Annotated in this window: 15 protein-coding genes; 10 read left to right on the top strand and 5 right to left on the bottom strand. The window is 60.6% G+C overall.

Features of this window, described 5'->3' with window-relative positions; genetic code table 11:
* Nucleotides 1–85: 85 nt before the first annotated feature.
* Nucleotides 86–1681: a methyl-accepting chemotaxis protein gene (locus HBO23_RS24965; RefSeq protein ID WP_017136428.1), complete on the top strand. Its 1596-nt coding sequence runs from the start codon at nucleotides 86–88 to the stop codon at nucleotides 1679–1681.
* Nucleotides 1682–1795: 114 nt separating this feature from the next.
* Nucleotides 1796–1999, top strand: coding sequence for a hypothetical protein (locus HBO23_RS24960; RefSeq protein WP_017136429.1), 204 nt, complete (start codon nucleotides 1796–1798; stop codon nucleotides 1997–1999).
* A gap of 6 nt (nucleotides 2000–2005) precedes the next feature.
* Here HBO23_RS24960 and HBO23_RS24955 read toward each other — a convergent pair whose 3' ends face one another.
* The 3 genes from HBO23_RS24955 to HBO23_RS24945 form a co-directional block, all read right to left on the bottom strand.
* A complete protein-coding gene (locus HBO23_RS24955; RefSeq protein WP_099550121.1) occupies nucleotides 2006–2242 on the bottom strand; it encodes a DUF2789 domain-containing protein in 237 nt (78 codons plus the stop codon).
* Between the two features lie 77 nt (nucleotides 2243–2319).
* Nucleotides 2320–2550, bottom strand: a complete 231-nt coding sequence (locus HBO23_RS24950) for a hypothetical protein (protein ID WP_026013642.1) — start codon at nucleotides 2548–2550, stop codon at nucleotides 2320–2322.
* A 124-nt stretch (nucleotides 2551–2674) separates the two neighbouring features.
* Entirely contained in the window at nucleotides 2675–2950 is a 276-nt protein-coding gene (locus HBO23_RS24945; protein ID WP_017136432.1) for a hypothetical protein, read from the bottom strand.
* 407 nt (nucleotides 2951–3357) lie between these two features.
* Here HBO23_RS24945 and HBO23_RS24940 point away from each other — a divergent pair, with 407 nt between their 5' ends.
* A complete protein-coding gene (locus tag HBO23_RS24940) occupies nucleotides 3358–3807 on the top strand; it encodes a hypothetical protein (RefSeq protein WP_050547738.1) in 450 nt (149 codons plus the stop codon).
* A gap of 132 nt (nucleotides 3808–3939) precedes the next feature.
* Nucleotides 3940–4959: an ABC transporter substrate-binding protein gene (locus tag HBO23_RS24935; protein ID WP_170040110.1), complete on the top strand. Its 1020-nt coding sequence runs from the start codon at nucleotides 3940–3942 to the stop codon at nucleotides 4957–4959.
* A gap of 118 nt (nucleotides 4960–5077) precedes the next feature.
* Here HBO23_RS24935 and HBO23_RS24930 read toward each other — a convergent pair whose 3' ends face one another.
* Together HBO23_RS24930 and HBO23_RS24925 are read right to left on the bottom strand one after the other, a co-directional pair.
* Nucleotides 5078–7204: a TonB-dependent receptor gene (locus HBO23_RS24930; RefSeq protein WP_170040108.1), complete on the bottom strand. Its 2127-nt coding sequence runs from the start codon at nucleotides 7202–7204 to the stop codon at nucleotides 5078–5080.
* A 94-nt stretch (nucleotides 7205–7298) separates the two neighbouring features.
* On the bottom strand, nucleotides 7299–7688 hold the full coding sequence (locus tag HBO23_RS24925) for a DUF2946 domain-containing protein (RefSeq protein ID WP_017134615.1): 390 nt from the start codon (nucleotides 7686–7688) through the stop codon (nucleotides 7299–7301).
* A 92-nt stretch (nucleotides 7689–7780) separates the two neighbouring features.
* Here HBO23_RS24925 and HBO23_RS24920 point away from each other — a divergent pair, with 92 nt between their 5' ends.
* The 6 genes from HBO23_RS24920 to HBO23_RS24895 all read left to right on the top strand — a co-directional run bounded on the left by HBO23_RS24920 (nucleotide 7781) and on the right by HBO23_RS24895 (nucleotide 13888).
* Nucleotides 7781–8218 (top strand): DUF3995 domain-containing protein, encoded by a 438-nt coding sequence (locus HBO23_RS24920; protein WP_017134614.1) that lies wholly within the window; start codon nucleotides 7781–7783, stop codon nucleotides 8216–8218.
* 131 nt (nucleotides 8219–8349) lie between these two features.
* On the top strand, nucleotides 8350–9750 hold the full coding sequence (locus HBO23_RS24915; protein WP_170040151.1) for an amidase family protein: 1401 nt from the start codon (nucleotides 8350–8352) through the stop codon (nucleotides 9748–9750).
* 224 nt (nucleotides 9751–9974) lie between these two features.
* Nucleotides 9975–10733 (top strand): DeoR/GlpR family DNA-binding transcription regulator, encoded by a 759-nt coding sequence (locus HBO23_RS24910; protein WP_138452364.1) that lies wholly within the window; start codon nucleotides 9975–9977, stop codon nucleotides 10731–10733.
* Nucleotides 10711–11991, top strand: coding sequence for a M20 family metallo-hydrolase (locus tag HBO23_RS24905; RefSeq protein ID WP_170040106.1), 1281 nt, complete (start codon nucleotides 10711–10713; stop codon nucleotides 11989–11991). The genes HBO23_RS24910 and HBO23_RS24905 overlap by 23 nt, the downstream gene beginning before the upstream one ends.
* A gap of 8 nt (nucleotides 11992–11999) precedes the next feature.
* Nucleotides 12000–12956: an aminoglycoside phosphotransferase family protein gene (locus HBO23_RS24900; protein ID WP_170040104.1), complete on the top strand. Its 957-nt coding sequence runs from the start codon at nucleotides 12000–12002 to the stop codon at nucleotides 12954–12956.
* A complete protein-coding gene (locus tag HBO23_RS24895) occupies nucleotides 12953–13888 on the top strand; it encodes a choline kinase family protein (RefSeq protein ID WP_099550118.1) in 936 nt (311 codons plus the stop codon). Before HBO23_RS24900 ends, HBO23_RS24895 begins: the two co-directional genes overlap by 4 nt.
* The last annotated feature ends 43 nt before the right edge of the window (nucleotides 13889–13931 follow it).

Here is a 13931-nt window from a genome sequence, read left to right as displayed (position 1 = left end):
GGATAATGGCCCAATAGTGGCGTTTAATGCAGCAACAATAACGACAAACAGAGGGGTAACGACGATGGCTGGAGACGGATCTCTGATGGGCGCAGCAGCGCCACCGCAAACGGTGGTGCGCGTGCTGCCTGGCTGGCTGACGCCGCTTATGCAGAGCACCGCGCTGGTGCTGGTCCTGCTGGGCCTGTCGTTTGCCGGCTTGCCGCTGTACCTGTGCCTGCCACTGGCCTTGCTGGTGATCTGGCTGCCTGCGCTCAAAGCCCGAGTGCCGCGTGTAGCGCCTGCCCAGGCGATTGATACGCTGGGTGAGCTGACTCGCGATCTTTCCTACACCACCAGTCATAACGCACTTTCCGCTGCCGGCGTGGCCTATTCGGTCAAGCAACTGGCCGCGCGCGTGCAATCGCAATTAGGCGCCGCCAAGCAAATTGTCAGCAGCGCCGAAGTGATGATCGGCACCGAGCAAGTCACCTCTCAACTCAGCCGGCAGGCCTTGGGCGCGGCCAGCCAGGCGCACCAGCGCAGTACTGAAGGGCGCGAAGTGTTGGCTCAATCGATCACTCGCATGCACCAACTGCGCCTGCGCGCCAATGCCAGCCGAGAGTTGATCGAGGCGCTGAGCCAGCGCAGTGAAGAGATTCAGCGCGTGACCCTGGTGATCCAGTCCATTGCCAGCCAGACCAACCTGCTCGCGCTGAACGCCGCCATTGAAGCGGCGCGCGCGGGCGAGCACGGGCGCGGCTTTGCCGTAGTGGCCGATGAAGTGCGTGGCCTGGCCGGGCGTACGGCCACGGCGACGGATGAGGTCGGCGTGATGGTCGCCGATATTCAACAACGCACCGCCCAGGTGGTGGAACAGATTCGCCAACTGTCTGCCGACTTGCACATCGGCGTCGAGCAGGTGGAGCAGGCGGGTGAGCAACTGGAAAATATCGCCAGCCTGGCAGCCGACGTAGAAGGGCAGGTCAACGAGATCGCCCAAGGCACCGACACCAACCGCGCGCAACTCGACAGCCTGTTCCACGCGGTAGAGCAGATGCGCAGCGATTTAACGGTGAGCGACCAGCAGACGCGGCAACTGGCCGAGGTCGCTGTGCAAATGGAAGGACAGGCTGAAACCATCAGTGAGCGCCTGGCTGAAGTCGGGCTGGATGACTATCACCAGCGCATCTACGACCTGGCTCGCGAAGGGGCGAGCCGTATTGGTGAGCAGTTCGAGGCTGACATCGTGCAAAACCGCATCAGCCTGGAAGACTTGTTCGACCGCAGCTACACGCCGATCCCCAACACCCGGCCGAGCAAATACCACACGCGCTTTGATGGCTACACCGACCAAGTGCTGCCGACGATCCAGGAGGCATTGCTGCCGCGCCATGAGGGGCTGGTGTTCGCGATTGCCTGCACACCGCAGGGCTATGTGCCCACACACAACAAGGCGTTCTCCCACGCCCTGACCGGCGATGCACAGGTTGACGCCGTGCAGAACCGTACCAAACGCAAGTTCGACGACCGTACCGGCATTCGTTGTGGCAGCCATCAACAGGCAGTGCTGTTGCAGACCTATACCCGCGATACTGGCGAACTGATGCACGATTTGTCGGTGCCGATCATGGTTAAGGGGCGGCATTGGGGTGGCTTGCGCCTGGGCTATAAACCGGAAGGGGCCAAGGCTGGGCGTTAGGATTGTTACTGTTTATGCAATGGAGCTATTCCGGAGATAGCTTTTTCCACGTGGAATAAAACCGTAGCATGGCCAACATTGTTAGGTAGCTAACTAATGTGGCGGAGAAGCTCCATGCAAAACAAGGTCGATGTCGCCGTGATGATCGGCAGTGGTGTTCCCGAAACCCTGCGTGCGCTGGGCCAGAAAGCCTGTTGGGTGGTGTTGCTCAATGGCGAGCAACGCGGTACGGCATTCGCCAGCCGCAGTGAAGCCGAGGAGTGCAGAGCCGCCTGGCAGGCACTGATGCACCTGGAACAATCAGACAGCCTGCATTGAGGCGTGTTATTTAGACGGGTGCAGGCGCTGGTTCAGCTCATCCACCGGTATTGCCCATTCGGCGTCTTCGCGCAGTTCTTCTTTAAGAAACGCCGCTTGTTGCGCAGACCAGAAGGGTGCGTCGATCAGCTTCACGTCTTCAGGTAGCGGATGCGCGACGATAAAAGCATCGATGGCTTCAGGTGTTGAATCCAGACCGAGTTGATCAAACAGGGTTTCAAGCGTTGGGATTGGCGCGTCCATGGTGGGTTCTCCATGCAAGGTGAGGGATGTTGTGCATGTGAGGCCGGGGACGCGACAGAGTTCAGGATTTGCACAGGTCAGGAATTGAGTGCACCTGAATCCACCGCGGATTTCAGCGCCCTGGCGGCATCTTTGCCGGCAATGGCCGCAGCGTCGACGGTTTTGAACCAACGATCTTTTTCTACCTGATGCGTGGTGACCGTGGTCAGCGGTGGTTTAGCCCGCATGATGATCACCGCTTGAAACTCGCCATCTACTTCTCGCGCATCGCCATGGATGAAAAATTCGCCAATATCAAATTCCGTCACGTATAGCCTTCCCTTCAAGTTAACTGCATCAAGGTCACTGCACTGATGAACGCCGACACGCAAGGGGCAAACTTCAATGGACGGGCCAGTATGGCAGTTGTTGACGGGCGACGGCGCAGTAAAGTCAGGCGGGTGACGAAACGATCGCAGCGTGAACCGCTTGCAGGTTGGCTTCAAGTTGTTGGGCCAATTCGCAAGCCTTGGAATGCGTGCTGCGAAAGCCTTTGATCCTGCCGCTGGTCACTTCAAGGATATGAAAGAAATTGCGTCCGGCCGGTACCACTTGGTAAAGAACGTAATTGGAGTACCCGTTGGGGTTATGTAAGCAGTAGTATTGGCGCTCGTCTGGACATGATGAACGAGTGCGCGATGACATAACGGCGTGTTGACGTGGTTGCATGCTCAGCTCCTGTCGATCGACCTTGTGGACTTACCAGCAGCGTTTCGAGTGGTTTTGAACCGGGTTGCTGTTTTAGTATTGTCGTCGGCAGCCGATGCCTGGTTCCATTCCGGGTGTTATGTAATGTGTAGGCTGTCGGAAATCGCGTTTTTAACCGGGTTATTCTCTGAAGTGGGTCGGTCCGAGTTCTCGGGCTGCTGAACCTGTGATTTGCTGTGTCGCCTGATGACCTTGCATAAGGTCCATCGTGCATCTGTGTACTAGTCTTATGGCGTGGCAGCAGGTTTCTTCAGTTTTTTTACGAATGTGTGATCGAGCCGTAACGGCCGTTTTTTTGTGCTGTCCGCTCTGGCGGTCAGCGCCTTTTTTGATGTGGGGGCGTTTCCTTGGCAGTCAGTAATCTGGATATGCACGCGTTATTCGTGCTGGGTGATTTGCGCGCAAAGTTGGTCAAGCAGTTTCAATCCCGTTTCGTTTACATCACTGAACAGACGCCGGAAGGCATTTACATCGCCGAGATCGATACTGAATCGGCGCTGGTCGTGGATGACAAACCGCGCCTGGAACTCAAGGTCGGCGACCATTTTCGTGCCGCCGTGTTGCCGAGCCGTGAAGGCGGCAAGTTCGAACTGAAGTTTCGCGACATCAAGTTGACGGTGTATGGCTTGGGCGATTACGCCTTTGTTTCGTCGACCGAAGGCCAGGGCATCGTGTTCAAGGAAGGCCACAGCGTGATGCTGGTGTTTGCCGCCAATGAACAATTGCAGGAAGGCTTGACCAAAACCCTCAAGGCCGTGACCGGCAAGGCCGCCAAGTGGCGCAAGGGTGAACTGGTGACGTTCAAGGCCAGTGAGTAACTGCTAAACGCCACGTGTATTCTTGCTCCTCCGGAACCTCTACTACAGTTGAGTTGACTTAACTATTCAGAGGCTTCGCGCATCCGCAGCAAAGCCGCCCGCTATGGCTGTGAAAATGCGAGGTGCAAAGGCATGAAAGGATTGAGAACCCTGGTGGTTGCGGCTGCGGCTGCGGCGTTGACGACCATGAGTCTGTCGTTGCCGGTATCGGCTGCGCAAACGCCGGTGCACTTTGCCGACCTGAACTGGGAAAGCGGTAGCCTGATCACCGAAGTGCTGCGCTTTATTGTCGAAAAGGGCTATGACCTGCCCACTGATACGTTGCCCGGTACCACCATTACGCTGGAAACCGCCCTGGCGAAAAACGATATCCAGGTGATCGGCGAAGAATGGGCCGGCCGCAGCCCGGTGTGGATCAAGGCCGAAGCCGAAGGCAAAGTCATCGGCCTGGGCGATACGGTCAAAGGCGCCACCGAAGGTTGGTGGGTGCCGGAATACGTGGTCAAGGGCGACCCGGCCAAAGGCCTCAAGCCGCTGGCGCCGGACCTCAAGACCGTGCAGGACCTGGCGCGTTACAAGGACGTGTTCAAAGACCCGGAGTCGCCCGGCAAGGGGCGTTTTCTTAACAGCCCGATCGGCTGGACCTCGGAAGTGGTCAACGCGCAGAAGCTCAAGGCGTATGGCCTGAACGACAGCTATGTGAACTTTCGCAGCGGCTCGGGTGCGGCGCTGGATGCGGAGATCGCGTCGTCGATCCGTCGTGGCAAGCCGGTGCTGTTCTACTACTGGTCGCCAACGCCCTTGATGGGCCGTTACAAGCTGATCCAGCTGGAAGAACCGCCATTTGACGCCGATGCCTGGAAGACCCTGACCGATGCAGACAACCCCAACCCACGGCCGACGCGCTCGTTGGCGTCCAAGCTGAGCATTGGTGTGTCGACACCGTTCCAGCAAGCGCAACCGCAGATTGCCGAGTTCTTTACCAAGGTGCAGTTTCCGATTGAACCATTGAATAAAGCCTTGGCGGCGATGAGCGAAAATCACACGGCGCCGCGTGAAGTGGCGCAAGTGTTCCTCAAGGAGCATCCTGAAGTGTGGAAGGCGTGGTTGACGCCGCAGGTGGCGCAGAAGGTTGAGGCGAGCCTGAAGTAACCTCCAATGTGGGAGCCGGGCTTGCCCGCGATGGCGGCGTGACAGTCAACTTATACAGGACTGACACACCGCCATCGCGGGCAAGCCCGGCTCCCACATTTGGTTCTCTATTCCAGGTTTAGAATCGGGTTTGTACCGCCAACTCAAACGTCCGTGGCGCGCCCAAATAGTAAGCCGGCGACACATGCGCAAACTCTGCATACACCTCATTAGTCAGGTTACGTACCCGCCCGGTCACCGAGGTATGTGAATCCACTTTGTAACGCAGGAACGTGCCGAATAGCGTGTAGGCCGGGACCGTCTGGGTATTGGCATTATCGGCATACACCTGGGCCACATACCGCGCATCCACACCGCCTTGCCAGTCCTCGGCAACGTCATACGTCAGCCATACGTTGCCCACGCGCTTGGGCACGTTGGTGGGCGTATTGCCCTTGCGCGATACCACTGCGCCGCTGGCGATTTTCTCGTTGAAGTCATCGTACTCGGCGTCCACCCAGGCAAAGTTGCCTTCGGCCAGCAGCCGTGGCGTGATGCGTAACGAACTGGCCAACTCGATGCCCTTGGAGGTCTGCGCACCCACCGGAATGCTGTTGTTCGGGTCCAGCGGGTCGGTGACGGCAAAGTCCTTGCGCTCGATCCTGTAGGCGGCGACGGTGGCCGAACCGCGACCGTCGAGGTAGTCGAACTTGCTGCCGACTTCCCACTGTTTGCCGGTCGACACGTCGAACACTTGAGTGGTGGTGGAAGGTTGCTCCGCTGCGGTGCTGTATTGCACATACACATTGGCCGATGGGATGAACTGATACGTCAGGCCTACGCGGCCGGTGACCGGCTCCCAACTGCGCTTGAAGTGGCGTGGGTTGGTGGCGGTGATCACGCGATGGTTAGTCACATCCAGGTCGATGGCGTCGTAACGCAGTCCTGTGAGCAGCGAGAGTTTATCAGTGAGGCCCAAGCGGTTTTCCACAAACAAGGCTTTGGTGGTGACCTCGTTGGTCTTGTCTTTGATAAAACCTGGCTTGGTGCCCGGAATATCGTAGAAGTGCCCGGGGTTGTAGGCGTTCGGGTCCACCGTGCTGTTACCTGGCACATTCAGCGGGTTGTTGGTGGTGCTGTTGACCTTGTACTCGAAGCCGCCGGACCAGGTGGTTGACAGGCCGAACACGCTGTCGTCATGGCGCAGCTCGAACTGGTTGCCGTGCTGTTCGCCCTGATGGCGTACCTGGTAGGCGGTCGAGCGGTTCACCGCGCTGTTGTCGGCGTTGTACTGGTAGGTTTCCAGGTTGCGGTAGTCACGCTGGCTGTCCAGGTGATACAGGGTGTTTTTCAGTGTGGTGCTGTCGTTGATCCGGTAGTCGATGATCGAACGCATCCAGATCGTGCGTTGCTCGTAACGACCATCGGCGACGTTGTAGTTGTTGAAGCGGTTGTGCTTGTCGACTTTCAACTCACCCGCCTTGGGATTGAGCACCGGCGTGCCCCAGTACGGGCTGTCCTCATGTTCATCCTGGTATTCCAGGGCCAGGGTGTGGGACAGGTTGGGGGTGAGGTCACTGAGCAAGGAGAACGCCAGGCTCCAGGCATCGCGCTGGTCGCGGTCGATGTAACTGTGGTTGGTGTTGCGGCTGACATCCAGGCGCGCGTAGTGCTGCACCTCGGCGCCGGGTTCGGTCAGGGCATGGTTGAGGCCAAAGGCCATGCCGGCAGTGTCGTAGCTGCCATAGGTGAGCTGGCCTTCGGCGGCTTGTTCCTCGCGTGTGGCAAGCTTGGTCACGTAGTTCAGCGAGCCACCCACTGAGCCGGCGCCGTTGATCAGGGAGGAGGGGCCGCCGACCAGCTCAACCCGGTCATAGATCCACGCATCCACCGGCCGCGCCAGGCCGGTGGCGACGTTGATGCCGTTGAACATCTGGGTGATCTGGCTGCTGGTAAAACCACGATAGGACACAAACCCGCCAAACCCCGGCGGCGCACTGGCGTTGACGCCGGGCAAGGTGTTGGCCGCATCGCGGAAGGTTTTTGCGCCATGGCGCTCAATGTCGTTGCGGTTGGCAATGGCCACCGACGCCGGGGTTTCGCGCACGCTTAAACCCAGGCGTGACGCCGTGCCGCTGGATTGGTCCAGGGCCAGGCCCGGTTCGCTGGTTTGTTCGCCATCAATGGTGGTGGGGGCCAGCTCGAGCGCCCAGCCACAGACAGGCAGGCAGCCGAACAGGCCCGCCAACAAGGGTAAATGTTTCATGGTTGAATCCTGAAAATCTTGGCTTGAAAACAACGCACAGTCCTCCGCAGTCCTAAAGGGAGCGGTGGTCGATGCAGATCAGAAAGCGCAGGGATCAGGCGAAAACGGGAGGCGCACGCGGGTTGGCCGTGGGCCAGGTGAAGCGGGCAGGAATATCAGCGGCAAGCACCACCGCTGGCGGCGGCGCGTGCGGTTGGGGCAACACCGCCACATTGAGGCTGGAACTGAGTGCCGGGCCCATGCCGCCGGTCGAACACAACGGGCAACCGAACGCCTTGGACAGCGTCGGCAGGTTCTCGTCGGTGGAGTTGTTCTGTGCCGGCGCCTGGGTGCGCGGGTCTACCGTACAAAACTGGCCGCCGATGCCGTTGAGCTGCATGCCCAGCATCTGCCCATGTCCAATACTGCACGCGAACACATTGAACAGGACGCAGCAATACAGCATCCAGGCAATGAGTGAGCGGTCGGCACGGGCGATTTTCATGGGGCGGCACTTTACCATCAGCCGCCGACGAAATGCCTACAAAAAATCTCAGGCCGACTATCCTCATTCGCACATTTAAGGGAGCGCCTGCCATGAGCTTTTTCGTCGCACGCTGGATCGTCGCGATTTTTACCTGCATCAGCATGGTGCATCTGTACTGGGCCGCCGGCGGCAAGCTCGGCAGCCTGGCCGCCATCCCCGAATTGCCCGGCGAGTTCGCCCAGGGGCCACGGCCGGCGTTCAAACCGTCGGCACTGGGCACGTTTCTGGTGGCGATGGGCTTGGTGGCGATTGCCTTGCTGGTGTGCCTGCGGGCCGGGTTGTACTTTTCGCCGGTGTCCCACGGCGCGCTGCAATGGGGCATCAGTGCGATTGCCTTGGTGATGTTCGCCAGGGCGATTGGCGATTCGGAACTGGTGGGTTTTTTCAAGAAAGTGAGCGGGTCACGATTTGCCCGTTTGGACACCTATTTTTATTCACCCTTGTGCCTGGTATTGGGCGCGGGTTTATTGATCGTGGCGTGGAACTGATAACAAAGCACACAAAAACCACATAGCCAACAAAACCCACTTGACACGCCCCCAGGCGCGAGCGTTTATTGACGTACCCACCGGACTCATGTGCAGACGGCCCAGGATACTCAATGAACACAGACCTCTTGATGCCCACTGTGATCGACGCTGCCGAGGCCATTCGCGCGGGCACGCTGTCTGCGGTACACCTGGTCGAGCAAAGCCTGCACGCAATCGAAACCCACAATCCCACACTCAATGCGTTTGGCGACGTGTACGCCGACTCGGCATTGGCGCAAGCGCAAGTGCTGACCGAAGAGGCCAGGGCAGGGCAGTTGCGTGGCCCGCTGCATGGCGTGCCCTTTGGGATCAAAGACCTGTTTTCCACCGCCGGCCTGCGCACCACCCGAGGCTCGTTGACCGGCCTTGAGCATGTGCCCAGCCAGGATGCGCCGATCATTCGCCGCCTCAAGGACGCCGGTGCAATCATCCTCGGCAAAACCGCCACCACTGAATTCGGCTGGACCGGCGCCAGTACCTCGCGTGTGTTCGGCAACGGGCGCAATCCCTGGAACCCACAGCTCACCAGCGGTGGTTCCAGCTCCGGCTCGGCGATTGCCGTGGCGGCCCGTTTGGTGCCGGGCACGCTGGGTTCCGATGGCGGTGGGTCGGTGCGCATTCCGGCCGCGTTCTGCGGGGCGTTTGCCATGAAAGGTTCACTGGGCCGCATTCCGACCTGGCCTTGGTCGGCCACCGAAATGCTCAGCCATGCCGGGCCGATCACGCGCACGGTGCGCGACAGCGCTTTGTTGTTCGACATCCTTTCCGGGCCGGATCCGTTGGATCATCAGGCCTTGCCCGCATTGACCGAATCCTGCCTTGCGCGCTGCGACCAGCCACTGGGGCCGCTGCGGGTGGCGTATTGCCCGACATTGTTCAACACCCCGGTCGACCCGATCATTGCCGCTAGCGTCGAAGCCGCCGTGTACAACCTGGCGGAACGCTTGCCGGTCACCGTGACCACCTTGACGCTGGACTGGCAGGACCCACTCGCCACATTCGAAACCTTGTGGGTCGGCGGACGCGGCATTGCCTACGGCAAAGCCCTGGCGGATCGCCTCGACCAACTGGACCCAGGCTTTGCCGCGCTGATCCAGCGCGCGGGCGATTACGACCTCGGTGACTACCTCAAGGCCGTGCAACAACGGGCGCACTTCGCCAACCAGGTGCACGCGCTGTTCAACGACTATGACGTGTTGCTGCTGCCCACCCTGCCAACCCTGCCGTTCGCCGCCGACCAGGTCGCGCCCGAAGGCTGGCCGGGCGCGGACGGCGCGGTGCCCTGGGCACGTTGGACGCCCTTTACCTACCCGTTCAATATCACCGGCAACCCCGCTGCGAGCCTGCCTTGCGGCTTCAGCCCGAGCGGCTTGCCGATTGGTTTGCAAGTGGTCGGCCCGCGCTTTGCCGACGCCCAGGTGTTGCAGTTCTGCGCCGCAGTAGAAGCCATTGCGCCTTGGGACCAGCACCTGCCGCCGCTGTTGTTGTAGTGCCTGATTGCCCCGTGGAGCCGGCTCGTTAGAGGCCTGCCCTGGACAGATCCTTTTGTAGTGTTTCTGCCCTTTCACACCCCGATGAGTGAGAGGTAAACGTGACCCGATCAATCGCCGTCAGTCGTCCTTTGCCCCCCGCCGGACCGGTGCATGCCGCGTACCGTGGTGGGCGCAAAGCGCGCGATACTGACGGCTCGAATTTGCCTTGGAATGCATCCTTTATGCTCAATCAGCCGCGTCTCGACGAAATCATGCTCATGCTCACCCAACATCAGCGCGTCAAGGCGTCGGACCTGGCGCAAGCGCTGTTCGTCAGCGAAGAAACCATTCGCCGCGACTTCAAATACCTGGAGGAGGCCGGCAAGTTGCGTCGCATCCATGGCGGCGCGATCTTGCCCAGGCTGAACGAAGAACAACCGCTGCAAGTGCGCACCCGCATCAAGGCCCAGGCCAAGACCCGCATGGCAGTCTGTGGTGCCAAACTGGTCAGCGAGGGCATGGTGCTGTTTCTCGATACCGGCACCTCGACCCTGGCCCTGGCCCAGCAATTGATTGGTTTCAGCCAGTTGCGGATCATCACCAACTCGCTGGACATCGCGCAGTTGATCACCCAGCAAAGCAGCAACCAGGTGCTGGTGGTGCCCGGCGATGTGCGCCGTAATGACAATGCGCTGATCGGCGCACACACCCTGGAATTCGTCCGGCAGTTTCACTACGACATCGCCTTCATGGGCATCGGCGCGGTGGACTTGCAGCTGGGCTTCATGGACTACCAGGAGCCCGAGGCGCTGCTGCGCCGCACCCTGACCCAACACTGCCTGCGCAGCGTCATCCTCGCGGACGACGCCAAGTTCGGCCATCGCACGTTCATCAACACACTGCCGTTCAGCGCCATCACCACTTTGGTCACCAATCGCCCTCCGTCCGCGGAGTTTGCGACCTGCCTGGAGCACGCCCATGTCGACATCCTTTACCCCTGAGTGGCTGTCTCCCAGTGAGGCGGACGTCGAGGCCTTCGAGACGCTGTTTCGCGACAGCTCAGCCATCGGTGCGACACCGGCAGGTGGTTTGCACCGCCTGGCCGCATCGGCCGAAGACGGTGCGGTGCGCGACCTGTTCAGCGCGTGGCTGCGTGAGCGCGGTTTCGACGTGCGCGTAGACGCCATCGGCAATCTGTTCGGGCTGATCACCTTCAACCCGGACGCCCCCTATGTGCTGTGCGGCTCGCACTTGGACAGCCAGCCCAGCGCGGGGCGTTTCGACGGTATCTATGGGGTGTTGGCTGGCGCAGTCGCCATCGCCAGCCTGGCGCGACAACTGCACGAGCGCGGCGAAACCCCGGCGTGCAACCTGGCGGTGGTGAACTGGACCAACGAAGAAGGCGCGCGCTTTCAACCCAGCCTGATCGGCAGCAGCGTGTTTACCGGCGACCTGGCCCTGCACGAAGCCTGGGAATGCCGCGATGGCGACGGCATTCGCCTCAAGGATGCGCTGCAAGCGATCGGCTATCTGGGGGACCGCCTGGTTGAACTGGATGTGGCCGGTTATGTGGAAATCCACGTTGAACAAAGCGACGGTCTGGAAAGCCAAGGCCTGGACATCGGCGTAGTGCGTGAAACCTGGGCGGCGCTCAAGCAGCGTATCCGTTTCGACGGCGAACAGAACCACACCGGTCCAACCCCGATGGCCGCCCGCAAAGATGCCTTGCTCGCGGCAGCGCATGCGATAACCACCGTGCGCGCCGAAGCGGACGTGCACGGGCTGCAGTTTCACAGCTCGGTAGGGCGCCTGGAAATTTACCCCAACTCGCCGAACGTGGTGCCCTCGCGCGTCACCTTGCATGTGGAGTACCGCTCGCCGGACACGGCATTGCTGGCGGTTGCCGGTTATCGGCTGGATGCCAGCCTCAAGGCCGTCGCTGCATCGACCGCCACCACATACGAAGTCGAAAGCCGCGCCCTGCGTGCGCCCATCGCGTTACACCATGGTTTTGCCGAATTGGCCTACGGCGTCGGTCAACAACTGGGGCTGGCGGTCGGCAACACTGTCACGGTTTCCGGCCACGACGCCATCAGCCTCGGCCGACATTACCCGGCATGCCTGTTGTTCATTCCGAGCAGCAACGGCGTGTCCCATAACGAGGCGGAACTCACCCATGACCGCGACATGCGCACCGGCCTGCAGATGCTGACCGCGCTGCTGCATTGCGCCTGTACTTCCCCCAACGCTTACCGGTGAGGGACGCCATGTCCAACTGTTCCTACGCACTGTCGCGCCTGATGGGCGCCCTGGAGTCCGCCGGCCTGTCTGCCCATGTCGAGGTCTCGGACGGCACTGCCGGTATCGCCTCGCCGATACGCCTGGCCACCGAGTGGACCGGCTTTCACCTCACGGCGCCCTGGGGCCAGTGCTACGCCAAAGTGCTGCACGACGATATGCGTGCGCTGATCTACATCGAGCGCACCGGCCGCGCCACCCAACTGGCGGCTGACTGTGACGTGACCCCTGGCGTGCGCCTGGTGGATGTGGCCGCCGGCGTGCTGCTGCTGGATGCCTTGCCGGCCCACGAGTGGCGTTGGGCGCGGCTCGATGAGTTACTGCAACCCCAGCGCCTGCAAGCGCTGTGGGCCTTGAAGCGGCAGTTGCACGTCGGCACCTCACCAGGCTTCAACCGTTCGCCGTTGCAGGATATCCAGCACCTGCGTGAGCTGTGCAGCCGTGACGGCGTGGGCCTGCCCGCTGATCATGGGTGGATTGAAACCTGCATCGATCTGGCCTGGACCGCGCTGCAATTGAGCCCTGGCACCTGCGTGCCCTTGCACGGCGACGGGCTGGCGAGCAATGTGATGATCGGCCCCGGCGGCGCGTTGCAATTGATCGACTTCGACTACGCTGGTTGCTTTGACCCGTGGTACGACGTGGCCGTCAGCCTAAACGAGTTGTATGCCTTTGAAAGCCAGTGGCGTGACGGCATCAAGGCCTGGGCCGGTGAGTGTCGCGAGTGCGATTACGCCCGCTGCCGCCTCTATGCGCTGATCAATGATTGGTACTGGACGCTGTGGGGCTTGTGGGTCGGCGCGACCTCAACGCGGCCCCTGGAGTTCTCCAAGGTGGGGCAGTGGACCTTGCTGCGCTGCCGGCAGAGCTTGCAAGACCCGCGATTTGAAAGTTGGTTACGGCAGGTACAGGAGGGGCAGGCATGAAAGCAATGGGTGAGGCCTGTACGCCTCAAGAATGCCAATTGGAGGCGGCAGTGCGCGGCGTGCGCGATTGGAGTGGTTCGGGCATTCGTTACGAGCCGGTCAGCGGCGGGATCTCCAACAGCAACTGGCGGGTCGAGGTCAGCGGGCTCAACACCGCCTACTTCTTCAAAGTGCCCGGCGCCGGCACCGAGATGTTTATCGACCGACGCACCGCCCATGACGCCAGCGTCAAGGCCGCGCAAACCGGCTATGGTGCGCCGGTGTTTGCCTTCCTCGAAGAGTTTGGCGTTGAAGTTTTCGAGTTTATGGAAGGCTGGCGAGCCTCTTCGAATCAGGACTTTCTCGACCGCGATGTGCGCCATAACGCCCTGCATGCGCTGAAAGCGTTCAACGACCAGTCGCCGCTGTGCCAGACCAAAACCGTGTTCGACATGATTGCCGAGCATCAGCGCCAGGTCGAAGAACTGCAGGGCTGCACGCCCAGCGATGATGCCTGGCTGCGTCGCCAATGTGACCGGGCGCGTGGCGCGTTGCAAGCGTCGGGCATCGACTTGGCGCCGTGCATGAACGACACGCTGGCGGGTAATTTCATGCTCAATGACCGCCGCCAGATTCGCCTGGTGGACTTTGAGTACGCCTCCAATAACGACCGTCATTACGAGCTGGCGCTGTGGTTTGGCGAGATGTTCTTCACCGACGAAATGGAACTGGCGCTGATCGAAGATTATTTCGGCCAGGTCACCCCGCAACGGCTGGCGCGGATCAAGTTGCACAAGGCCCTGGCCGACATCAAATGGTCGACCTGGGCGATGGTCCAGCACGCGGTGTCGCAGTTGGATTTCGACTTCTACAAATACGGTGCCTGGAAGCACATGCGCGCACGTAGCGTGATCAATGATTCGCAATGGGAAACCTGGCTAAGACAGGCCTGAGCCTGCGCCAGCACAATAACGACGCGTCACCCTGTAGCTCCTT

It is taken from the genome of Pseudomonas sp. WS 5532 (assembly GCF_012985445.1).
GTDB lineage: Bacteria > Pseudomonadota > Gammaproteobacteria > Pseudomonadales > Pseudomonadaceae > Aquipseudomonas > Aquipseudomonas edaphica.
The sequence above is the reverse complement of the archived record's forward strand: the minus strand, read 5'-3'. Positions and strand labels throughout refer to the sequence as shown.